We start from the raw sequence: 22839 nt of genomic DNA, 5'->3' as shown, positions 1-22839 counted from the left end.
TAGCCCAATTTGCCCAGATTCCTATTGTAGCAAAAAAAACGACATAAATGCACATGCAAAAACGGAGAAACTCTGGCAGCCATGGCCAAAGCCCCTCCGTTTAAGCGGCGCATCTATATAAACGCCGGAGTGAGAAGCCCTAGAAACTTCCCATCCGACGGTCATACCGATGTTCTTCAAATCCTATACTTTCTAGTTCCTGTCCGGTTGCTATAGTATATTCTGAAACTTCGAAAAATGTTCCAGCCTCAATTTAATTTGTTGACGTTGAAGATGGAGTCTTCGATGGTGTCGCCCCAGGTGATGTAACCGGCGTTGAAGAAGCTGCTGCTTCCTGTACAGTGTACACCTTAGTGGTATTCACACCATCCTTCTCCGTCACATACGTGAACTGCGAGCTATCCGCCGACCATTCTCCAGAAATCCAATTTCCTTCTAATGGATAAGAAGTCACTGCTATCCTATCTTCCACTGAACCTTCGGGTGAATTCTTATAAATAACAAGCTGTAATCCAGCAAACTCAACGGCATAATGCCCATCAGGGGAAGTCCAAGTCTGTACATTAGAATCATTAGAAATGTTAAAACCCATAACGCCCATTCCGAAGTCATCAGAAGTCTTTAATGATTCCTCCGTAGGTGGCGCTGAATCAGCTGCGATCCCTTTATCCATAGAAGCAGATTGATCCTTCTTATCAGCTTTGGACTGATTATTACCGCCAGCACTAGTATCCGGAGTTTGAACTTTCGTTACAGTATCCGGCTTCGGCGTCATAATCTTCTCCGTAGGATTGGGCTTCACATTATTTGTTGGTTCTGGTATCGACCGTCCTCCAGATCCAGCATTAGTTTCTGTTGGAGAAGTCGGCATCGACGCAGGGTCTACCGGCCCCATCGCTCTATCTAATGCAGCGTTATCTTCATTCACATCAGGAGCAGCTGGTAGAGCCCCCGAATCCGTTCCACTATTAGCAGGCGCAGCCTCATATGATTCAGCAGAAGTAGAGGCTTGCGATCCAATAGCCATATTATTAGCACTATCGCTGGTCGCTTTACTACTATCCTGCATCATTTGTTCTACCTCTGCCCCAGGCATTTTATCCGGCATATTAAAAATAGCGATCCCTAATATTACGGCAGCTGCGATAGCTCCAATGCCTGTCCGTGCTGCTATAGAGGTTCCCTTGGAAGGTTTACCGCGGGAGCTTTCACGTGAAAATGGAACTACAACTGGTTCCTCGGTTCTCACAGCGCTTTGTTCACGACTGCTTCGATCCAATTCTGCAAGCTGAGGTAAAATAGAGTCAACCAGACTAAACGGGGGTTTCACGTCTGGCAACTGCTCCAATTCTTTGGAGAGAAGCGTCAGCCGCTCAAAGACTTCCGCGCAGGAAGGACAATTATCGATATGACGGAACATCTCAACAATCTCATCTTGGCTCAAGTCTTGGTCTATATAGCGGTGCATCCATTCCATCACCTCCGCGCATTTCATCCCGATACACCACCTTTCTGGTACTCCTGAAGTCTATTCTGCAGCTGCTGTCTGGCCCTAAACAGATATGATTTCACTGTATTCAAAGGCAAATCCAGGCAGTCTGCAATCTCGTTGTAAGAAAAATCTTGTAAATAGCGCAGGACGATGACTGTCCGATGATGCTCGGGCAATTGATCAATCGCTTCACGTATATCCTCAGCTAAATAAGAGGATAGAACCTCACGTTCCACATTGTGTTTATCCTGAAACACCATTTCATGCTCATCAATAGAAACTGTAGGTTTAGTTCTTCTGAATTTATCAATGCAAATATTGGTAACGATTCGCTGAACCCACGTTTTGAACTGGGCCTTTTCCTCATATGAACCGATTTTGGTATAAACCCGGATCAAGGCCTCCTGAGATGCATCCAGCGCATCTTGTTCATTATGCAAAATGTAGAAGGCGGTTTTATATACATGCCCTTCAATTTCTCGCAATAGGGTGATTAGAGCGTCGCGATCGCCCGCTTGAGCGGCTCTGATGAGTCCCTGCTCCACCACGAAGGTTCCCCCTCTCTATGCAATCTTACTGACGCGCAAGACTGCGAATTTGTTGCAACCCTGTAATTAATATTTTTAGAATACCAAACTTTTCTTAGAACGTCATGTTAAGCCATCTTTTATAAAGCGCTATCGCACATTTCATAGCATTTCACAGCCAATAATCCCTACTAAGCATACAGGGGAAACTTCAATCATTCAAATACTCTTTTGAATAACTTTATAACAAAAATGACACAAGTATAAACGCCTTCGGCATCTCAATAAAGCCGGCAAGCGTTTAGGTAAGAAATATCTCCCATTTCCAAAAGAAACGGCTTATCCTCCTGTCGGAAAAGAAGCCGTCAGTAGACAAGAAATAACCTTAGAATCGAGCACATAACTCTATTTATATAACACAATCTTGCAGAGCATGAACACTGCGTAGTTGTCCCTAGTTTCATCATCCACAACATACGCCTCTCCATTCTCAAAAATATGAGGGTTATTGTAATTCCTCTCTAATCTATAGATCTGGCCTTCCGTCACCTTACAACCATGGAATGCCGACGCAATTTCTACGTATTCCGCATCCTCTTCATCAGCTGCAAGATACAGCTTTTTATCATGATAAGCAGGCATATACTCACTCCCGGTCCGATAATAAACCTTTCCAATTCGTAGACGTCAGTCAAACATCATAACTCTTCTACTTTATAGTTTATTGCCTTTGTCCTCATTCTATACTTTATGAAAACATATAATGTAAGAAAATCTGAATGCCGGAAAATATGTATATAAAAAAGGTTGTACGGCTGACATGCGTCAGCTATACAACCTTCAATAAATCTATCTATTCGAATTAAGAAAAAACAGAATTAAATACCTTTTACCTCTTTAAATTTCGCCACATACTGAGCCGCAAGATCGGTAATTTGATCGTATCGACCATCCTTCGCAGGTGCAGTCAAATTACCCCCGATTCCTACTGCTATACAGCCGTTGGCAATCCATTTTTCCATATTATTCAGATCCACGCCACCTGTTGGCATAATGTTCACATGCGGCATAGGGCCTTTAACCGCTTTCACATAATCCGGACCAAACGCACTGCCAGGGAACAACTTAAGCACATCCACACCAAACTTCAATGCTTCCTTCATTTCATTTAATGTCATGCAGCCAGGCATGTACGGAATACCATAAAGATTACACATTTTAGCTGTCTCTGCTTCAAAAGAGGGACTGACCACAAATTCCGAGCCTGCAAGAATGGCTATTCTCGCCGTTAAAGGATCAAGTACAGTTCCTGCTCCAATCACTGCGCGATCTCCGTACTCCGCTACCAATCGTTTAATCGCCACATCCGCATCTGGAGTAGTAAAAGTTACCTCAATATTATTCAAACCGCCTTCGATACAAGCAACGGACATTTTAAAAGCTTCCTCAGCACTATCAGCACGAATAACGGCTACAACTCCAACCGACGCCACATTCTGCAATACTTTCATTTTCTTCATCAGTAGACTCCCTTTCTCTTGGTACGATCATAGATGAATATGAAATACTAATTCAGATAAACTTTTTTATTAAATTTACTAATCAAAACGATATAATCTATAATCAGATAGTAATAACAATACAGTTAACAGTCAATACATTTTTATGAATATAGAAATATAAATTTATATAATTGACCAACAAACCCTTGTTTTATAAGGATTAATTGGTCATTTGTTTTCTTTTATCCAAAACACCTTTTGGATTAAAAATCATTCTTTTATTGTACAAAACCGATTTATGTGATAATTTCAAATTATACATCATTATACTGGGATAAATTCATTACCCTAGGAGGAACTCAAATGAGTAAACAGTTGGATGCCGTCACTTTCGGAGAGCCGATGGCGATGTTTTATGCGAATGAAACGGGTCCCCTGCATGAAGTATTTTCGTTCTCCAAAGCGTTGGCAGGTGCCGAGAGCAATGTTGCTACAGGCTTATCGCGCTTAAATCATCCTACAGGTTATGTTACGAAGCTTGGCGAAGATAACTTTGGTCACTTCATTGCTCAAGCAATGAAGAAAGAGAACATTGATACCACCAACATTACTTTTACTAAAGAAAATTCAACGGGTATGTTAATCAAATCAAAGGTTGTTACAGGCGATCCTAAAGTCGAATACTTCCGCAAAAATTCCGCAGCCTCCAAGCTTAGTCTGGTTGATTTTGACGAGGCATACTTTAATGCTGCAGGACATTTACACGTAACAAGTATCTCCGCCGCCTTATCCAAGAGCTGTCATGAATTCTCTGTTCATGCTATGGAGTTTATGAAGCGACAAGGAAAGACGGTCTCTCTCGATCCAAATCTGCGCCCTAGCTTATGGCCGGATACAGAAACGATGGTGAAGACGATCAATGATCTGGCTACACGCTGTGATTGGTTTCTTCCAGGACTCGGTGAAGGTAAGATTCTTACAGGTCTAAGTACGCCAGAAGAGATTGCGGACTATTACCTGGCGCGTGGTGTCAGCTTAGTCGTCATCAAGCTGGGACCTGAAGGCGCTTACTATAAATCCGCTGAAGGAGAAGGTTATGTAGACGGGTTTAAGGTAGAGCAGGTCGTTGATACCGTAGGTGCAGGTGATGGGTTTGCCGTTGGTGTAATCAGTGCGATGCTGGAAAAGCTTCCGATTGTTGAGGCCGTCAAACGTGGCAATGCGATCGGTGCGTTAGCCGTTATGTCGCCTGGCGATATGGATGGACTTCCGACCCCTGAGGAGCTTGCGAAGTTTATGCAGCAGGAGGTTTAAGCACATAGATTTGAGTATAGTCATTAAAAAATGCCGTCTCACAGTTGAACTGTGGAACGGCATTTCTTTGTATTTTAAAGCCTATGCTTATTTATAAGACTTCACAGACTGCCCTTGTTGCAAGGTCGGCGGAAAACGATAAGTGATAGGAACCGAAGCACCTTTATCCTCGATACAAGAGAGTATAATCTTAGCAGCTTGCATGCCCATTTCGTAAGCAGGCTGACGAATTGTTGTAATGACCGGATTATAAATTTGCGCGAACTCCGCATCATCTATACCGATGACAGACAATTGTTCCGGAATAGCGATAGCATTTCGATTCGCATATTTCAAAATCTCTGCTAGCGTGATATCATTCGTAGCCAATAGCGCTGTCGGAGGTTCCGGCAACGCTAAAAGGCGCTTCAGTCCTGCAGCTAATTCTTCTTTTGGCACACTACAAATATACTCCTCACGTAGCGTTAGGCCCGCTTCTTCCATCGCTTTTTTATAACCACTGATCCGCTCTTTACGAGGGGTAATAGCATGTTCCCCTAGCGGCAGGGTGACCAGAGCAATTCGCTCATGGCCTTGCTGTGTAAGCTGTCCCACACCTATCTTGGCCGCCATTTCATTGTCGAGCAGCAAACTCTGCGTAGTGATTCCATCTACCAGACGATCCATAAACACTAACGGAAAATCCGCCTCTATTAGTCGGCTGTATGCAGATGGATTGTTCCCCGTCGGAAAAATAATCAAACCGTCCACCTGGCGGGCAACTAAGGTTTCGACGTACTTGCTTTCTTTTTCCGCATTCTCATCGGCATTGCATATGATTACTTGGATTCCGTGTTGCTGCAGCTCGTTCTCGATCGCCCGGATACATTGAATAGACAGCGAATAATCGATATTAGCAACGATGATTCCGACCATATGAGTCCGATTCTGTTTCAAACTGCGTGCAAGTCCATTCGGTTGATAATTAAGCTCCTCAATCACAGCCTCGATCCGATTCTTCGTCGCTTCACTCATATATTTAAAACGTTTGTTCAAAAATTGGGAGACCGTACTCTTCGACACTCCCGCTTTTTGAGCCACATCATCAATCGTTAACTTCTTCATCTCTTCGGCTCCACTCTTCTCAAAAGAAAATACTTTATCAAAAAGTATAGCTTTTATTGGGTGAATTATCTACTAAGGAGTAGAATTCAAATAATCCATATAAAGCTTATTTTGTTGCTCTTCCGATAAAAAAGCCCAATTCTCATCCAGCCACCCCAATCCATTTTTCAGAAGAATATCCGCTTTACGTTGTTCCCCGTCCACTCTATAATCCATGATTAATGCTTGCCCTGTAATCTCTTTAAACCTAATTGCTATAGCGGGTGTTGGAATGCTCATGGTCTCCATATCATAAAGTACGGTTTTCTCTTTGTACTTTTTATCCCCTGTATCTTCTAAGTAACTAAATACGAGTTGCTCATGCTCCTTATCAACAGCAATTATTGACTTGTAATCTAATAGTGTATAATCAAAGGATTTAAGCGCGATAGGTACCACAGTTTCCCCTGCCGCTGCTTTTTTAACATTAAGTATCGAAAACTTACCATCCTCATACATACCTACACCAAGAGTCTTTTTGTAAGAAGTTAACAGGACATAATCTCCCGCTCCAAAAACCCCACTCAAATATTGATAGGTACTTGCCCCTCCCGCATAAAGAGGAAAAGTATATATCCTATTAGCCGAAGAAGCCGATAGCTCCGTCTGGTCCTTCGAGCTCAGGTAAAGGGTGAACGGCTCTGTAGGATGTGTGTACTTTGGCTTCTTGTAGTCAACCATCGGGGGCGGCGGCGACCAGAGGATTCCCGCTGTTGTCTCAACGGCATATGCTTTAGTCTTATCTCTGCTCATTGGCAAAGGCATATAATATTTCTTACCGCTAATCTCAAACTCTGCTGGACTTGTCGGAGGCTCTAACGCTTTGTCATTAGTAGCAGGAGTAGAAGAAGGTAGTATCCCTGCAGCTTGTGACTGCACCGATGAAGATTGGACTGGACCATGACTCTTCCATGCGCCTATAGGCAAGTTAAGTGCACCTATCAACAAAATCATAGCCACACTGGTCAGTAGCACACTTTTGTTTACTCGATAACGTCTGTGATTTTTATTTTTAAGCGTAGCAGCCTGTTCGATCTGAATCATCAGCTCAGGTGTAAAGCCATCTTCAATAAAAGGCCTTTTGCCTGCTTGTGCATACCAATCAGTCTGTCCGATCATCACTGGATTACTATTATCAGCTTTGCCTTTCATTCTCTCTCCTCCTTCTGGATGGCTTGCTTAACCTTCTCCCTCGCGCGCGCAAGCCGAGATTTCACAGTCCCTTGTGGTACATTCAGTAAATCGGACATTTCGCTGATCGATAGCCCATGCTGAATATCCAGTACTAGCACCTCTCTGTTCTTATCTGGTAGGGTCATAATAATTTCCCAGATTCGGTTCGCATACTGTTTGCCGAGCGCTTCTTTTTCTGCAGACGGAGCAGTTATAATGACAGGTTGATCCCCAAATGGTATGAATCTGCGCCAAAAGCTATTTTTACTCCAACTAAAGGCTGTATTTCTAGTAATCGTAAGTAGCCAAGTTTTGATCGACGATTGTCCCCGGTACTTCCCCACATTTTTATATGCCTTCAAAAACACTTCTTGGCTAATATCATTCGCTTGCTCACGGCTTCTACTTAAGAAAAAAGCATAGTTCCACACATCTGATCCATACTCCTCCATCATTTCCCGCAAGGTCATTTCGGACGCATACGCTTCTGCATATGGCATATCTTCGCTTAGCATGTTTCGTCTCACCCCTTGCCTAATATGACTTTTCAAACTTGAAAAAGTTCCCTATAAAATTAATAATTGGGTTGTTCTTTACTTAACAGTATAATCAGTAAGTTTGTCTATAAAAAAACACCACCGATGAGCGTTTAAACCGTTCATTGGTGGTGTGTGGATATATGATAGGGATGATCCGAAACGAGGCGACCTCATGAGAACGTCTACTTCAATCTCGAACATTCTGCAATCTGTGATTCCCAAGGAGAAAATCCTGCCGTTCCTTCAAGATCTTAAATATGTTGATGTGGCGCGGAAATTCACTGTCTACGACCTCTTTGTTTTTGGCTGAAGCTTCGTTCCAGCAGTGGGAAGGATATCGAGATGGTGAAGCGCGAATGGGTTTGGGTAGCCTCAGAACGGTGGACCATTCCACGCTCTCTAAATAAGCTAAAGATGTTCCTTTTGAGCTTTTCAAGCAATTCAGCTCTACACTGCCTTACTCGTTTAGGTGTTACTTAAGTTCCTGTTCGACCAAGGAAATGCTGTGGTGCATTGGAGCATAAAGTTAACGTTTGCCGATTTTGATCGTTTATTTACGCTGCAAACTTTGCCTTTAGAATGGAAGGCTTTTTTAGCTAATCAACAGACGTGCACAAAGTGTAATCAGAGGCCGTTTGCAGCGCATAATTGCTGTGGCAGTATGATTGCTGTGCGACGTATGAGATTACTGTGCTGCATATGATTGCCGAGCTCAAACCCAAAAATCCCCTTGATGACTTACCCATCAAGGGGATTTTCCATAGTACGTTATCAGTTTAGGTACTGCTGACAGATCCAGTGTTGGGGGCAGCCGGAGCAACTTAATCTGTGTGACCTGAATATTCCCACACCTGCAACCAAACTTCTGTAGTAAAGCCCACTTTCTCGTAGAAAGGCTGCATCGAACCTACGTAAACTTTACTAGCTCCAAGTTGTTTTAAACGGTTAAATCCTTCGTGCAGGACCGCCCGCCCCAGTCCCAGCTTTCGATAATTAACGGATGTGCCTACAGGCTCCAGAACACCAATTCTATTGCTGCTGTCCCAAAAAATATTACAAAAGGAAACCACTTCGCCCGCGTCATTCACAACGCTAAGATCCAGCTGCGGATTATAGCTTGGAGCGTTACTCATATTCCCATAATGCAGCAGCGTGAGCTCTGCCTCCACCGTTTCTGCATAGTCGAAGGCCATAACATGTCCTAGCGCTTTTGAAGTAGCTTCGATCTCATCTCCGCTGCAAATTCTGAATCCAGAGGGGAGCTCCACAGGAAATTCCTTATCCAATCGCAAGGAGTTTACGCTTTCCTTACCACCCGTTAGATGATACCCCCTCTTACGAGCAACCTCCGCCGCAGAAGTCATATTCTCCGGTATTGGCACATACAGCTCTACGTAACCAGCATTCTCTTCCTCAGCTTTTTGTTCAGCAAAAGCGAACATTTCTTCAAGTAATTTTTCCGGAGGATTTATCTCGTCACACTGAAAATAAAACCCATCGTCCCTGCACACTACAGCAGCAACCTCCCCATTGTCATACTCCCATAAACCCACTTTTTGTTCCCACTGCTCCAGCGTTCCACTTCTCGTCTCCTGAAAAAAAATAACGAATTCCCAGCGGTCTATAAGCCAGGTATTTGGAGTCTTTAGCTTACTATAACTTTGAATAAGAAAATGACGTACCTTTAACAGATCTTCTGAACGGTAGCTTCTAAAACTAAAGTTCATTTTCCACGCCCCTCTCTTTAATTTCATATTAAGGGGGATGCAAAATGAAGCATATATCATAAATAGTTATTATTATTTTATACTACTGAATATGATCCGTACGTTCACAAAACAAACATTTTTCGAGTGGAAACTATGAGTTGAGAAAGTCTACTTCATTATCGAATATTCTGCAATTGGTGATTCCCGAGGAAAAGGTACTCCATCTTCTTAAAGAGCTGAAGTATATTGATGTGGCAAGAAAGCTTACTGTATATGATTTGTTTCTATTTTGAGCGAAGCCACCTTCCATCAGTGGGATGGATACCGGGACGGAGAGCAGCGAATGGCCCTTTGTTGGCAACGTTCTGTAGATCATTCTACTCTCTCCAAAAAAGCCAAAGACGTTCCTTTTTAAATTATTCAAGCGTTTGCTAGATCTTATGATTGGGTTGTGCAATCAAAAGACTCGGCGTGTACTCGGCATTCCAAAGGAGTTGCTGGTCGTTGATTTTACCACAATTACGGTAGGGTTGGGACGGCTGCCTTGGGCTCCACACAAAGGTCAAAAAGCGTGTATTAAGCTACACGTAGGGATCATTGGAGACCACGGAAAATTGCACAAAGTTACCGAAACGACGGGATATGAACCTGATCCGAAGAGCCGCCCAGACTTATTGGACTGGAGATATAATTTGGTAGCAGACCGGGCGTATGGCAAGCATAAGGTATTTGACAACTATCAAGAGCAAGAAAATCGGTAATTTTGTGATTCGGCTTCGTAACAATACGACCTTCCAGAATCCGATTCCAAGAGAACGCAAACGCCCTTTCACGGGAACGATTGAGCAGGATTTGACCTGCCAATTATGTAAGTCACTCAGAACCGATTTCGGGTGGTGATGCTAAAAGATCCGAAAGGTAATCCCGTCATTCTCGCTACAAATCTGCATTGGCATTCAGCCGAACGAATCGCAGAGAAATAGGCTCTTTTCCTCATTTTGAGTGTACAAAATACAATAGAATGAAGATCCAGCTACTTTGGAGTGCATTCTATTGCACAAAGTGCAATGGGAGGAGCTAGGCACGCTCCCCTCTCCTTTAACACTCTATCACTCTCCTAAACCCCCATCCTTCTTTCTATCCTGTTTTCTAATCTACTACCTTTCCATCTACCCACCTTCTCTACCTCCCCTCCCTATCCCCCTACCTTTTCCTCCACCAACTTATATCGCACTTCAACCCCCTCCGCCCGCACCCGCATCTGTATCTCCCCCTGCTGATCCGTCCGGAAGATAGCCGCATGTCTATCCAACAATCGCTCCAACACCTCAGGTTTCGGGTGACCGTACAGGTTGTTGACTCCCGCAGAAATCACCGCTGCTACAGGCTGCCAGAAGTCAAGCCAAGCTTCGCCAGAAGATGTCTTGCTCCCATGGTGAGCCACCTTCAGCACATCAATGACAGGTCCAGCGCTGATGCCCTTTTGCTTAGCCTGCTCTACAATCTCCTCCTCGGCTTCCAGATCCATATCTCCGGTGAATAGAAAGTTCCTACCATTCATTTCTAAGCGAAAAGCTACCGAATCGTGGTTCTGCTCTTCAAGTAAAGGAATGCCATTCTGATAAGGAGTACCCGACGCTTCTCCACCCCTTCCCTCCGGCCATAAAAAGGACAGCTCCGTCTTATCATCCGGGGAAAGAGTCATTCCTTGATGTACAGCATACAGCTGAACATCCTTCTCTAGTGCAGTCCTCATCATCCCCATATAAAACTCGCGATCAACTAACGTTCCATTAAAAAGCAACGCCGAAACCGGAATCTCTTCCAACACGGCTTGGAGTCCTCCGGCATGATCCTGATCTCCATGTGTCAAAATAATCGCATCTAAACGGTGAATACCACGTTTTTTCAGCAGAGGCACCAGCACTTTAGCTCCAACCTCAAACGGACTTCGGCGAACGCGCCACTCTTCTTTTTGACCAAAGTTTAAGGTTCCACCACCGTCCACTAGAATATGTGCTCCGCTCGGTGTAGTGATGAGAATGCTGTCGCCTTGTCCGATATCCAGATAACTAATTGTACTTCTACCCGCTTGACCATCCGACTGATAACCCCTATACAGCAACATCCCCAGTCCAACTGCCAATAGTAGAACAATCTCTCCGCTCCAGCGTCCAACCTTAGAAGCACCAATAGCAAACCGTGCATTCTCCACTCTCCCAAACCCACCGTGACTGTTCACAGATAAACCAGCCTCCGCTAATGGTCTCGTCTCATCCTCCATATATTGCGGTGCAGAACGAGCTTCCTTTCTTCGCTTGGCAACATACAGCAGACCATACAACAAAACATAGTACACCCCGATCCACAGCAGTGAAGGCGAGCCCCAAATCAAAACTCCACCAGCAAATTCGTTGATCCATTCCACAGCGTAAAAAGTAAAGTTATTCAGCAGCTCCGTAACATGTGCCAGTACTTTTGCTGCATCTTCCCACAGTCGTCCAAGCAGTAGCGCAAGTGTCCCAAGCGGCAATACTACAAAAGTAATAAAAGGCACAAAGACCAAATTGGCGACAAAGGACAGTAGCGAAAACTGATTAAAATAATAAACCGTCAGCGGAAACGAAACCAACTGTGCTACTAGAGTCACAGAGACGGCACCTTTTATCCAGCGTGGCAGTGTATTCAGAAGAGGATTCATAAGCGGAACGTAGACCATCAAACCTAAGGTCACCAGAAAAGACAGCTGGAAGCTGACACTGAGCAGCATATAAGGATTCCAGATCAACATAACCAGTGCCGATGCCGCCAAAATATTCAGTCCATCCTTCAGCATCCCAACTCGTGCAGCGAGCAAGGCAATCATACTCATCAGCCCCGCACGCACAATGGACGGACCCGCACCAGATAAGAGGACGTATACCGGAACGAGTATGAAAGTGAGCGTTAGTGCGGTCTCTTTTGTCAGTCGTAAGCGCCTGAACAGAAATAAAAGAACACCTACATACACGGCTACATGCATACCTGAAATAGCGAGAATATGCGTCAAACCGAGCTGAGAGAACTGCTTAAAGGTATCCGGATCGAGATCATCCTGCATCCCAATGATTAAGCCCTTCATATACCCAGAGTGGCGTCCTTGAAAAAGATGGTCCAGCTCTGCCCCAAGGGCCGTTCGCGCGCTGTCATTTAAGCGAAGAATCGTTAACGGACTCCATGAATCTGGCACGGTTACCCTTACATTTTCCGCTCCCTGCCCCTTCAATAGCCAATGGATCTTCTTCGTATGTAAATAGGCACGATAATCAAAGCCTCCAAAATTACGCGCTACTGCCGGCTCTTCCAGCACGCCATTAAGCAGCACCTCATCCCCTCTTCGCCACTCCGCAGCGACAGCGATTTCTTGCTCAGCCAGAAGTTTGATCTGAACTGCGATTAACTCCCCTTGCATCTTGCTGTCCTTTCCATCCAAAGGATCGGATGAATTATCATCCCCCTCTGCAAGCAGATTCATATGTGAGAGCTTCATTATAAAATCAACCCGATCCCCATCCCGTTCCACGCCGGAAACGATCGTGCCTCTAGCTTCCACGGGACTCCCATTCAGCTCTGCAATCGTGCTACCCAGCGGTTCAGGAATTCCGCTAATATTGCGAGCTTCGTTCCACTCCCAATATCCAGCTGCTAAAGAAATGGACATACACAACACAGCTATGTATTTCCAGCTCATTGTTCCCCACACCCTCAGACTTATCAGCAAAAATATTAATCCAGCCCAAGCCAACAGCATTCCGTTCCCTGAGTTTAAGCAAGCCACTGCGCTTCCAGCCACCCAGCATGCCGTAAAGCTTAGTAAAGGTCTTTCCTTCACGTGCCCATCCCCCTTTCACAATACTGGATACAAAAAAAGAACCTCTGCATACGCCATAAAAGCGCACGAGAGGTTCTTCCTCAAGCCATCTTATTAAATTGGTGTTGTGCAGTTCAGCTATTCCGATACTTTGATCATCGTTTCACTTGGCGGCTCATAGTTCTCCAATTGACGAAATATGATACCCTTGGCAGCCATCATCGCTTCAACCTTTTCCATATCCTTACGGTAAGGTCGGTAATACACGATTTCCACGATACCACTGTTCGCCAGCATATTTGCGCAGGTCCAGCAAGGCTCATCTGTCACATAGACGGTACTGCCTTCCCGATCGATTCGGTCTGTAAATAGCAATAAATTCTGTTCCGCATGAATTGTGCGAATACAGCGCTGTTTCTTCACCATTGTCTCTACGCCATCCACGATTTCCATTTCATATTGCTCCGAGAGCATACAGCCTGCCTCTGAACAATCAGGTACGCCCATTGGCGCCCCGTTGTACGCTGTTCCTAGCAACTTCTTGCCTTGTACCAGCACAGCACCCACATGTCGGCGATTACAGCGTGAACGAGTTGAGACCATGCAGGCAATGTCCATGAAATAAGTATCCCAGTCTTTACGATAAGCAGCAGTCATAATCAATCTCCATATCCTTCTAAATAGTTGTTAACTATTGTAGCACATCCCCGCAAGTATTCACTAGGACAACGGTTGTAGCACATTTAACAGTACCTTCAATACCCTTTTATCTTCAAAATATTACTAAAGGCTTTAGCTTTTCCAGCATTTTGGGCCCGATCCCCTTCACCTTCCCCAAATCTGACAGACTACGAAAAGCCCCTTCACGGTTGCGGTATTCGATTATAGTCTGGGCCTTCTTCTCTCCGATGCCCGGAAGATCCATCAGTTCCTTAGCACCCGCAGTGTTCACATTTATTTTACCTTCCTGTGAAGCGACTGACGTGGTAATCTCAAGCCCCTCCAAAGCATTCTCTCCAGTAACTGTTGTCCCCTTTTCATCTACTGGAGTCGGGACAGTATGATCTACTTGTGCAGTATCCTTCACCTTCTGAGCAGCATCAGACTTATCACTAACTTCAGCCTTTCCAGCACTATCATTTTTCCCAGAAGCATCAGTCTTCCCAGTAGCTTCGGCTCCCACTGTAACTTTCCCAGCACTTTGCTTATCTACCTTCGTCTGCTGGCCTCCCACTTTGCCCTCTGTAGCCGAAGCTTCATCTGGCTCAGAAACTCCAATCGCTTGTTCCATGCTTCCATTCAAGGTTTCCCATCCGGCAATGCCGGAATCCCCCTTGCTCTCTGCAGACCATAGCAACCCACCACCCAGTAGAGCTACAACCACTCCGAGCACTATATTCCCTTTATTCAAAATGCACTCCCCCTCACGAAAATTCGTCCTATACTTTTTTGTGAATCTTCATACATTCCTTTAATTGGAATTCCCTTTAATAATTCATACAAAACCTGTCATTTGTCCAAGGCTATCCTGCATACATATAACGAAGAGAATTCATGTCAGTTAGTAAAAAGCAATGCTAGAAAGGAGGAACCACAGGTGAAAGTAGGATTTATCGGAACAGGCAGCATGGGCAGCCTGCTGATCGACGCCTTTCTTTCTTCCGGAGCGCTAGAACCGTGTGATGTGCTTGCCAGCAACCGCAGCCTGAACAAGCTGCTGGAGCTTGAGAAGCGTCACCCCGGCATTTCCATTTGCGGAAGCAATAGGGAGACAGCGTTAGGAAGTGATATCGTTTTTTTATGCGTAAAGCCACTTGAATTTAAAACATTAACAGATGAGATCGGCTCATGTCTCCGGAGTGAGCAAATTGTCGTATCCATTACAAGTCCAGTTCAATTGCATCATCTGGAATCCGCTTTGCCGTCCAAAATTGCCAAGATCATCCCAAGCATTACGCACTGCGTCAAGAGTGGGACTTCACTGTGCATATTTGGCAGCAGGCTTAATAAAGAAGACAGGCTTGTACTGCTACAGCTATTGTCTTTCATAGGTGTTCCATTAGAAATCCAAGAAGCACATACCCGAATCGCTTCTGATTTCTCCAGCTGTGGACCTGCGTTCTTAAGCTATTTCATTGAGCGATGGATAGAAGCAGCCGTTGAGGCCACTGGAATTGAAGAGACATTAATCAGTCGACTCGCTGGTGAAATGCTGCTTGGAACAGGCAAATTACTGACAGAAGGGGAGTTTACCCCGCAAGAGCTTCAAGAACGGGTCGCTGTTCGCGGTGGCATTACCGCAGAAGCGTTAAACCACTTACGTACCAGTCTAGATGGTGTATTTGAACGCCTCATCACGACAACGCATGATAAATATGATGAGGATGTTATTAAGCTTGATGAGCTATTCGGACACAACACTATTAATCAGGGTCCTAAAGAACGCTAGAACAACAAAGCCCGCAGCACGGATTTCTCCGATGCTGCGGGCAGAATTGCGTTCTTCGCTTAACCCACTACAATATTTACAAGCTTGCCAGGAACCGCAATAATCTTGCGTACGGTTTTACCTTCTACAGCTGCACTCACATTAGGAAGTGACAGCGCATGAGCTTGCATTTCTTCCTGACCCATATCCAGCGGAATCAGGGCGCGTTGTACGATTTTACCATTAACTTGAATAACGATTTCAACCTCAGCATCGACTGTCCATGCTTCATCATAAGTTGGCCAAGCCACGTAGCTGATGCTTCCTTCATGACCAAGCAGTTGCCACAGCTCTTCAGCAATATGCGGCGCCAGTGGTGACAACATTTGCACAAAGTGTTCGGCAGCTTCATGGGACAAGGTTTCTTGCTTGTAGGCATCGTTAATGAAAATCATCAACTGGCTAATCGCCGTATTGAAACGCAGATGTTCGAAATCCTCAGTGACTTTCTTAATCGTTTTGTGCCAAGTACGTTTGAACTCTTCCGTACCGCCATCTGCTGTGATTTTAGAATTGAGCTTACCTTCCTCATTCACGAACAGGCGCCATACACGGGACAAGAACCGGTGAACCCCTTCAACACCCTTTTCATTCCAAGGTTTGGTTGCTTCCAGAGGGCCCATAAACATTTCATAGACACGCAGTGTATCCGCACCGAAAGCTTCAACAATTTCATCTGGGTTGATGACATTTCCGCGTGATTTACTCATTTTTTCATTATTATTTCCAAGAATCATGCCTTGGTTAACCAGCTTATGGAAAGGCTCTTTCGTTTCCACTACGCCGATATCATAAAGCACCTTGTGCCAGAAACGTGCATAGAGCAAGTGAAGTACAGCATGCTCCGCTCCGCCAATGTACAGATCCACTGGAAGCCATGCTTTTTGCTTCTCAGGGGAGCACAGCTCTTGATCATTTTTCGGATCAATATAACGCAGGTAGTACCAGCAGCTGCCCGCCCATTGCGGCATGGTGTTGGTCTCACGGCGAGCCTTCATACCAGTCTCAGGATCGATCGTTTCCACCCACTCTGTTACATTGGCAAGCGGAGACTCCCCAGTACCCGAAGGTTTAATCGCCTCTACATCAGGCAGTACCAGCGGCAGCTGATCAACCGGAACAGTCTTCATTGTACCGTCTTCCAGATGCAGAATTGGAATCGGCTCTCCCCAGTAGCGTTGACGGCTGAACAGCCAATCACGCAGACGATAGGTTACTTTACCTTTACCTACGCCCTTCTCTTCCAGCCAAGCAATCATCTTCGCAATCGCTTCTTCATTCTTAAGCCCATTCAAGAAATCAGAATTGACATGCGGTCCGTCTCCGGAATACGCCTCTTCTTCAACGTTGCCACCTTGTACGACTTCCACGATATTCAGGCCGAATTGTTTAGCAAATTCCCAGTCGCGAGTATCGTGACCTGGAACCGCCATGATCGCACCCGTTCCATATCCAGCAAGTACATAATCTGCAATCCAGATCGGTGCCTTGGCGCCATTCACAGGATTGATTGCATACGCACCCGTGAATACACCGCTCTTCTCTTTAGCCAAATCTGTACGTTCCAGATCGCTCTTATGAGAAGCTTTCACACGATATTCTGAAATCGCTGCACGTTGTGCTTCTGTTGTAATGGCATCAACCAGTTCATGCTCTGGTGCTAATACGCAGTAGCTAGCTCCGAACAATGTATCTGGACGTGTTGTAAACACGGTCAGGCTAGCATCGTGACCTTCAATTTCAAAGTTCACTTCTGCACCTGTGGATTTGCCGATCCAGTTGCGCTGCATATCCTTGATGCTTTCAGACCAATCCAGCTCTTCCAGATCTTCAAGCAGACGCTCAGCATATTCAGTAATTCTCAGAATCCACTGACGCATCGGTTTGCGGACAACCGGATGTCCTCCGCGCTCACTTTTACCATCAATAACTTCTTCGTTGGCAAGTACTGTACCCAATGCCTCGCACCAGTTAACAGGTACTTCTGCTACATAAGCCAAGCCTTTGTTGTACAACTGGATGAAAATCCACTGCGTCCATTTGTAATAATCTGGATCTGTAGTGCTGATCTCGCGATCCCAGTCGTAGGAGAAACCCAGCGATTTGATCTGACGACGGAAATTATCGATGTTCTTATCTGTAAAATCACGTGGATGCTGACCTGTATCCATTGCATACTGCTCTGCAGGAAGTCCAAAAGCATCCCAGCCCATTGGGTGCAGCACGTTAAAACCACGCATCCGTTTGTAACGGGATACGATATCCGTTGCTGTGTAGCCTTCTGGATGACCTACGTGCAGTCCTGCACCTGAAGGGTACGGGAACATATCCAGTGCATAGAAATTCGGTTTGGTTGGATCTTCACCTGTCTTAAAACTTTTGTTCTCATCCCAGAACTTTTGCCACTTGGGTTCAATAGCCTGCGCCCGGTAACCGCCGGCAGGTATACTGTTTGTTTGATTGTCGCTCATTGTCTGCTCCTCCTTGGAGTGTTACTACTTAGATTTCTTAACCAAGCATAAACTGCCATCGGCATCCTTATAAGGACGACAAGCGTTTATGCGAGAAATATAAGACATGAAGTATTTCGTGAAACCTATACCCTCTTATATTTACAAAAAAACCTCCCATCCCTAGCGTATTATCGCTAGGGACGAGAGGTTATAATTCCCGTGGTACCACCCTAGTTAGCGGCTAAATATACTTTATTCTGCCACTCACTTTGCACCCTTTAGCGGGGGTGAGGCGACGGCGGTTCACCTAGGACATCCATTATGTCTAGTGGATATCCTGAAACTTGCGCCGTTACTCCGAGGTGAGTTCACTCCGTTCCGTTAACCGGCTCGCACCTTAGTGCCGGCTCTCTGCAATAACGGTATAGAATTAATACTCCTCATCATCGATCAACTATATATACCGACTGTTCATCAGTAATATTCCCCAACATTATATACAAAACTGTTGACTATAGTCAATGTTTTACCCTATTTACACGGGCTTTCGTTTGATTAAATACGTCATAAAGTGTTGAATAACGACTTTTGCAGCCGCGAAGAACGGTACAGCAAGGATAAGTCCGATCATTCCCGCCAATTCACCGCCAACCAGAAGCGCAAAAATAATGAGCAGCGGATGCAAATGCAGTTTCTTTCCCACCACCTGTGGTGAAATAATGTTACTTTCCACGATTTGGCACACTGTGTTAACCACTGCAACCAACAGCACTAAACGAAAAGAAACAGTAGAAGCCATTACAATGGCTGGTGCAGCCCCCAAAAAGGGACCCATATACGGAACAATATTGAACACTGCCACCACACTCGCAAACAGTAAAGCATACGGCATTCCGATGATGGCATAACCGATATAAGCAAGCACACCTATAATAATGCAGACCAGAAACTGTCCACGAATGTAGTTACCGAGTGCATCATCGATATCTTTTAACAAAGTTACAATAGACTTGCGCCGTGCGCGGGGCAGACAAGACACCACCGTCCGCTCAAACACATCAAAATCCTTCAGAATATAGAACACTAGAAACGGTACGATGAAAGCATTGAACAGCACATTAATCGTTGTCCCTATATTATCGAGAAAATTAGAAATCCCTTCGGCGAGACGACTTTCCAATTGGAAAAACCAGTTGTTCATCCCCATCTCGACCCCGGGCGGGATTAGTCTAGAATTCATATGTCGCATCAGCCCTTGGGCTTGCAGCGTCATCTCTGGCAAATGTTCATTCAACTCTTCAAGCTGCTCGATAAACATCGGGATAAGGTTAATTGCGATCACTGCAATCGCCGTTAGGAATACTGCATATATAAGTAGAACAGCTACACTACGCGGCATCTTCCGTCCAGCCAGCATACTAACGACGGGATTCAGCACGTAGGAAATAATCATAGCTGCCAGAAATGGAGCGAGGATTGCCTTCAAAAATACAAATATCCCCTGCAGCATCGGACGAAGCAACCAAACAAAATACAAAATGATCAGGGAGAGCAGCACTCCGATCATCCAGCGGAACCACTTACTTTGGGACCATTGCTCCATGAGTGTACCCTCCTGCGACTGTAGCCTGGACTAGCTTCGTAAATAAGTATATGTATGGCCGCAGCAAAATAACCATCAAGCACACAAAATAACCCCACAAAGTGAGGCTTGTCCTTCGATGCTTTGCGGGGAACCCCCAAAATAACCCCACAAAGTGAGGCTTGTCCTTCGATGCTTTGCGGGGAACCCAAAAAAAGCGCCAATAACCCTGCAGCTGATTTCAACTGAAAGGAGATTGACGCTTTAAGTACATAGATCATTCTTGCTTACAAAGCAAGATTCATAGTTAAGACGACGCATGAATTTGCGGGAAATCTTGAGTCATATCATCCCCGGAGAAGAGATCGTCCAGCGAGCTGAGTGTGCCATCTTCTTCAACTTGATACACCGACATTTTCTCGCCGTTTACCGTCAATTCAATGAAACAGCCCCAGCAATAGAACTGGTGGGAACCAATCTTTCCGATATCTTTGGAGTTACAGTTTGGACACTTCATATAATACATTCCACCTATCCGTTAACAATATTAATGGCTTTTTGTAGCCGTTCTTCGCTCATTGCAGGAACCATTAGAGCATTCTCACCAATGGACATCTCATCAGAACAAGGCAGCCATTTGCGGCCTTCGATCAAATCAGTCACAAGCCCGTCACTGATTTCCAGCGCTCCTATTGTGTTTCCCAACTTTTGGTCAAAATAAACATCCGATATTCGTCCAAGTATAGTTCCAGTTGTAGTCAGTACTTTCAAATCCTTAAGTTTGTTCTTTCCTAGTAGAAAAGTACAAGGTATATGATCGGCATCTGTCTTATCAATCGACTCTTTACTACGAATCATGACAGCATCCTCGCCGTAGGCCACAATATCTTTCCATGCCACAAATTTCACATGGCCACCAAAAAAAGATTTGCTTTCCAGTTCAATACCCGTAATATTCCAGTTTGAATCGAGTAGGATATCGACAATCTTGCCGATTTCATTCCCCTCTTCAACTTCAAATACAGCCAAGCCGATCAGATCTTGTAGTCTCATGGCTGCCTCGGTCCCCTCACTTTGAGTGTACTTACGAGTTCTCAGAAAGCCAAAAGCCCGAATCGCCCCGATACAGATCGAAACCTAGAGTAACTAGTCTCATTTACGTAGGCGATTCAAAATGGTTTCAACTTTTCGAGCAACGTACTCGATTTCTTCAGTAGTATTACCCAAACCGATACTAAATCGAATCGCAGACTCTAAAATATTTTGGGGAAGTCCCATTGCTTTCAGAACATGAGATATTTCCAGGGATCCTGAGGTGCAAGCCGAACCACTTGCTGCCGCAATTCCCTCCATATCCAGGTTCATCAGCATAACATCTGTCCCAGCCCCTGGGAAGCTCAAATTCAGAATACTAGGCAAAAACTCCTCGGTATTACCGTTAAGCGAGTAACGCTCCCGTCCAATCAGAGTATTCAGCTCCTCGAGCAGGCTACTGCGTAGGAGCTTCATATTCTGTTGACGTTCTGACAGCCCCTTAACCGCTATTTCAACGGCTTTGGCAAACCCAGCTGCTCCGGCTAGATTCTCTGTTCCGGCACGTCTGCCGCGCTCCTGAAGGCCGCCATGAAGTCTTGGATGCAGTGGCGCTCCGCTTCGAACGTATAAACCACCGATCCCTTGAGGTCCATTGATCTTATGAGCAGTAAAGCTCATGTAATCTACTGGAAGCTCTCGGAGTGTAATAGGGAGTGCACCTAGAGCTTGTACAGCATCTACATGGAACAGAATTCCCCGTTCTCTAGCAAGCTGACCAATCTCCTGAATAGGCTGAACGGTGCCTACTTCATTATTGGCATACATTACGCTGATCAACACCGTGTCTTCCTGCAATGCAGCCTCTACGTCTGTAACAGATACCCTGCCCGTCGAATCCACAGGGAGATAGGTAACTTTGAAGCCTTCCTTCTCTAGCTCTTCGCAGGTATGTAACACTGCATGATGCTCGATCTGGGTGGTGATAATATGTTTTCCTTTATGGGAAACTGCAGCTGCTGCTCCATAGAGCGCTAAATTGTCGCTCTCGGTGCCGCCTCCAGTGAACACCCACTCGTCAGGGGAACAGCCCAAAAAGGCGGCGATATTATCGCGCGCCCCGTTCAATATTCTTTTAGCTGAACGCCCGAACTGATGTACACTCGATGCATTTCCGTATTGTTCTGTCATTATATTCAGCATGACCTTAGCCACCTCGGGATGAACCGGGGTTGATGCGGCGTGGTCCAAATAGATGGATTTCATATTCATTTCTCCGCTTCTAGAGTATAGGAAACTAGTTCTTCTAAAAATATAAGAAGGTATAAGTTTCACATTATACATTATCCTTATATTTCTCGCTTAAACGCTGACCGTCCTAAAAGGACGAAGAAGACGTTTATACTTGGAACTATTAAATTATACCGCGCGAGAAGTGAGTTTTCCACAAGCGAAAGAACACAATATTGTAATCATTTCCCTATGAAAGCTAGGATTATAGTAGCCAGTTCTCTTCAGAGGTTACCTCAATGCCATTTTTTCTAAGTAAAGCTGTAGTAACGCCATTTCCGGCTATTTTCTTCCCTTTGAATTCCCCATTATAAATCATACTGCTGCCGCAAGAAGGACTATTTTCTTTAAGCACTACCATCGTAGCTGATACCTCTTGGGCTTTTGCAAGCGTAATATAAGCACCCTCTAAATACATATCTGTAACATCTGTACCTGATCGATCCACTACTTTAGCCGTCCCTGCCAGTACATCCTCGCCATTCCCAGCAATGATTTCGGCTGGTTCTCTAGGCGTTGAGAATCCTCCCAGCAACTCTGGACACACAGCAATCGCTTGATTCTCATTCAAAAGCTTCTGAATTTTCTCATCCAAACAATCCGTACCATTATATCTCACCTTCATGCCAGCTAGACAAGAGCTTACCAAAATCACCAATGAGCACCTCTTTCTTCATTCATTCCGCTTCGTTTATAATAAGAAATATTCCGAGCATAACATGATGAAATTAAGCTGTAAACGGAG

20 protein-coding genes are annotated in these 22839 nt (G+C 45.0%); 3 read left to right on the top strand and 17 right to left on the bottom strand.

The window, feature by feature from the left end:
* Positions 1 to 253 precede the first annotated feature (253 nt).
* From MKY52_RS15780 to MKY52_RS15765, 4 genes are all read right to left on the bottom strand, one after another.
* Positions 254 to 1495, bottom strand: coding sequence for an anti-sigma factor family protein (locus tag MKY52_RS15780; protein ID WP_341052217.1), 1242 nt, complete (start codon positions 1493 to 1495; stop codon positions 254 to 256).
* Positions 1492 to 2040: an RNA polymerase sigma factor gene (locus tag MKY52_RS15775; protein WP_036677530.1), complete on the bottom strand. Its 549-nt coding sequence runs from the start codon at positions 2038 to 2040 to the stop codon at positions 1492 to 1494. Before MKY52_RS15775 ends, MKY52_RS15780 begins: the two co-directional genes overlap by 4 nt.
* A gap of 384 nt (positions 2041 to 2424) precedes the next feature.
* Entirely contained in the window at positions 2425 to 2661 is a 237-nt protein-coding gene (locus MKY52_RS15770; RefSeq protein ID WP_042191032.1) for a hypothetical protein, read from the bottom strand.
* Positions 2662 to 2897: 236 nt separating this feature from the next.
* Positions 2898 to 3539, bottom strand: a complete 642-nt coding sequence (locus MKY52_RS15765) for a bifunctional 2-keto-4-hydroxyglutarate aldolase/2-keto-3-deoxy-6-phosphogluconate aldolase (RefSeq protein WP_042130419.1) — start codon at positions 3537 to 3539, stop codon at positions 2898 to 2900.
* 345 nt (positions 3540 to 3884) lie between these two features.
* Here MKY52_RS15765 and MKY52_RS15760 point away from each other — a divergent pair, with 345 nt between their 5' ends.
* Positions 3885 to 4835: a sugar kinase gene (locus tag MKY52_RS15760; protein WP_341052215.1), complete on the top strand. Its 951-nt coding sequence runs from the start codon at positions 3885 to 3887 to the stop codon at positions 4833 to 4835.
* An 87-nt stretch (positions 4836 to 4922) separates the two neighbouring features.
* Here MKY52_RS15760 and MKY52_RS15755 read toward each other — a convergent pair whose 3' ends face one another.
* The 4 genes from MKY52_RS15755 to MKY52_RS15740 form a co-directional block, all read right to left on the bottom strand.
* Positions 4923 to 5939 (bottom strand): LacI family DNA-binding transcriptional regulator, encoded by a 1017-nt coding sequence (locus tag MKY52_RS15755; RefSeq protein WP_341052213.1) that lies wholly within the window; start codon positions 5937 to 5939, stop codon positions 4923 to 4925.
* Between the two features lie 72 nt (positions 5940 to 6011).
* Positions 6012 to 7130, bottom strand: a complete 1119-nt coding sequence (locus MKY52_RS15750) for a hypothetical protein (protein WP_341052211.1) — start codon at positions 7128 to 7130, stop codon at positions 6012 to 6014.
* Positions 7127 to 7666 (bottom strand): RNA polymerase sigma factor, encoded by a 540-nt coding sequence (locus tag MKY52_RS15745; protein ID WP_341052210.1) that lies wholly within the window; start codon positions 7664 to 7666, stop codon positions 7127 to 7129. The genes MKY52_RS15750 and MKY52_RS15745 overlap by 4 nt, the downstream gene beginning before the upstream one ends.
* 845 nt (positions 7667 to 8511) lie before the next feature.
* Positions 8512 to 9417 (bottom strand): GNAT family N-acetyltransferase, encoded by a 906-nt coding sequence (locus MKY52_RS15740; protein ID WP_341052208.1) that lies wholly within the window; start codon positions 9415 to 9417, stop codon positions 8512 to 8514.
* 422 nt (positions 9418 to 9839) lie between these two features.
* On the opposite strand from MKY52_RS15740, the gene MKY52_RS15735 reads away from it, so the two are divergent.
* Complete coding sequence (locus MKY52_RS15735) at positions 9840 to 10160, top strand: transposase (RefSeq protein ID WP_341052207.1); 321 nt, start codon at positions 9840 to 9842, stop codon at positions 10158 to 10160.
* 434 nt (positions 10161 to 10594) lie between these two features.
* Here MKY52_RS15735 and MKY52_RS15730 read toward each other — a convergent pair whose 3' ends face one another.
* The 3 genes from MKY52_RS15730 to MKY52_RS15720 form a co-directional block, all read right to left on the bottom strand.
* The gene (locus MKY52_RS15730) at positions 10595 to 13270 is read right to left on the bottom strand and encodes a ComEC/Rec2 family competence protein (protein ID WP_341052206.1); all 2676 of its coding nucleotides are present in this window, start codon (positions 13268 to 13270) and stop codon (positions 10595 to 10597) included.
* A 117-nt stretch (positions 13271 to 13387) separates the two neighbouring features.
* Positions 13388 to 13906: a deoxycytidylate deaminase gene (locus MKY52_RS15725; RefSeq protein ID WP_042191041.1), complete on the bottom strand. Its 519-nt coding sequence runs from the start codon at positions 13904 to 13906 to the stop codon at positions 13388 to 13390.
* A gap of 115 nt (positions 13907 to 14021) precedes the next feature.
* Complete coding sequence (locus tag MKY52_RS15720; RefSeq protein WP_341052205.1) at positions 14022 to 14660, bottom strand: helix-hairpin-helix domain-containing protein; 639 nt, start codon at positions 14658 to 14660, stop codon at positions 14022 to 14024.
* 186 nt (positions 14661 to 14846) lie between these two features.
* On the opposite strand from MKY52_RS15720, the gene comER reads away from it, so the two are divergent.
* The gene (gene comER / locus MKY52_RS15715) at positions 14847 to 15698 is read left to right on the top strand and encodes a late competence protein ComER (RefSeq protein WP_341052204.1); all 852 of its coding nucleotides are present in this window, start codon (positions 14847 to 14849) and stop codon (positions 15696 to 15698) included.
* Positions 15699 to 15757: 59 nt separating this feature from the next.
* Here comER and leuS read toward each other — a convergent pair whose 3' ends face one another.
* From leuS to MKY52_RS15685, 6 genes are all read right to left on the bottom strand, one after another.
* On the bottom strand, positions 15758 to 18208 hold the full coding sequence (gene leuS / locus MKY52_RS15710) for a leucine--tRNA ligase (protein ID WP_341052202.1): 2451 nt from the start codon (positions 18206 to 18208) through the stop codon (positions 15758 to 15760).
* Positions 18209 to 18725: 517 nt separating this feature from the next.
* Entirely contained in the window at positions 18726 to 19793 is a 1068-nt protein-coding gene (locus MKY52_RS15705) for an AI-2E family transporter (RefSeq protein WP_042191048.1), read from the bottom strand.
* Positions 19794 to 20079: 286 nt separating this feature from the next.
* Positions 20080 to 20289 carry a hypothetical protein gene (locus MKY52_RS15700; RefSeq protein ID WP_036677557.1) on the bottom strand — a complete coding sequence of 70 codons (210 nt, stop codon included), beginning with the start codon at positions 20287 to 20289 and terminating at the stop codon, positions 20080 to 20082.
* Positions 20290 to 20303: 14 nt separating this feature from the next.
* A complete protein-coding gene (locus MKY52_RS15695; RefSeq protein WP_042191050.1) occupies positions 20304 to 20825 on the bottom strand; it encodes a PRC-barrel domain-containing protein in 522 nt (173 codons plus the stop codon).
* Positions 20826 to 20924: 99 nt separating this feature from the next.
* Positions 20925 to 22070, bottom strand: a complete 1146-nt coding sequence (locus MKY52_RS15690; RefSeq protein WP_341052201.1) for a cysteine desulfurase family protein — start codon at positions 22068 to 22070, stop codon at positions 20925 to 20927.
* A 229-nt stretch (positions 22071 to 22299) separates the two neighbouring features.
* A complete protein-coding gene (locus MKY52_RS15685) occupies positions 22300 to 22749 on the bottom strand; it encodes a DUF523 domain-containing protein (protein WP_341052200.1) in 450 nt (149 codons plus the stop codon).
* Positions 22750 to 22839 lie beyond the last annotated feature (90 nt).

The organism is Paenibacillus sp. FSL P4-0184, assembly GCF_038004625.1.
Lineage (GTDB): Bacteria > Bacillota > Bacilli > Paenibacillales > Paenibacillaceae > Paenibacillus_AQ.
Note: the sequence above shows the minus strand (reverse complement) of the source record. Positions and strands in the feature narration are given on the sequence as shown.

Coding starts and splice junctions, on each gene's coding strand:
- MKY52_RS15765 (WP_042130419.1), bottom strand. CDS start 3,539: ATGAAGAAAATGAAAGTATTGCAGAATGTGGCGTCGGTTGGAGTTGTA.
- MKY52_RS15690 (WP_341052201.1), bottom strand. CDS start 22,070: ATGAAATCCATCTATTTGGACCACGCCGCATCAACCCCGGTTCATCCC.
- MKY52_RS15725 (WP_042191041.1), bottom strand. CDS start 13,906: ATGACTGCTGCTTATCGTAAAGACTGGGATACTTATTTCATGGACATT.
- MKY52_RS15770 (WP_042191032.1), bottom strand. CDS start 2,661: ATGCCTGCTTATCATGATAAAAAGCTGTATCTTGCAGCTGATGAAGAG.
- MKY52_RS15740 (WP_341052208.1), bottom strand. CDS start 9,417: ATGAACTTTAGTTTTAGAAGCTACCGTTCAGAAGATCTGTTAAAGGTA.
- MKY52_RS15695 (WP_042191050.1), bottom strand. CDS start 20,825: ATGAGACTACAAGATCTGATCGGCTTGGCTGTATTTGAAGTTGAAGAG.
- leuS (WP_341052202.1), bottom strand. CDS start 18,208: ATGAGCGACAATCAAACAAACAGTATACCTGCCGGCGGTTACCGGGCG.
- MKY52_RS15700 (WP_036677557.1), bottom strand. CDS start 20,289: ATGAAGTGTCCAAACTGTAACTCCAAAGATATCGGAAAGATTGGTTCC.
- MKY52_RS15755 (WP_341052213.1), bottom strand. CDS start 5,939: ATGAAGAAGTTAACGATTGATGATGTGGCTCAAAAAGCGGGAGTGTCG.
- MKY52_RS15745 (WP_341052210.1), bottom strand. CDS start 7,666: ATGCTAAGCGAAGATATGCCATATGCAGAAGCGTATGCGTCCGAAATG.
- MKY52_RS15735 (WP_341052207.1), top strand. CDS start 9,840: ATGATTGGGTTGTGCAATCAAAAGACTCGGCGTGTACTCGGCATTCCA.
- MKY52_RS15750 (WP_341052211.1), bottom strand. CDS start 7,130: ATGAAAGGCAAAGCTGATAATAGTAATCCAGTGATGATCGGACAGACT.
- MKY52_RS15705 (WP_042191048.1), bottom strand. CDS start 19,793: ATGGAGCAATGGTCCCAAAGTAAGTGGTTCCGCTGGATGATCGGAGTG.
- MKY52_RS15780 (WP_341052217.1), bottom strand. CDS start 1,495: ATGAAATGCGCGGAGGTGATGGAATGGATGCACCGCTATATAGACCAA.
- MKY52_RS15760 (WP_341052215.1), top strand. CDS start 3,885: ATGAGTAAACAGTTGGATGCCGTCACTTTCGGAGAGCCGATGGCGATG.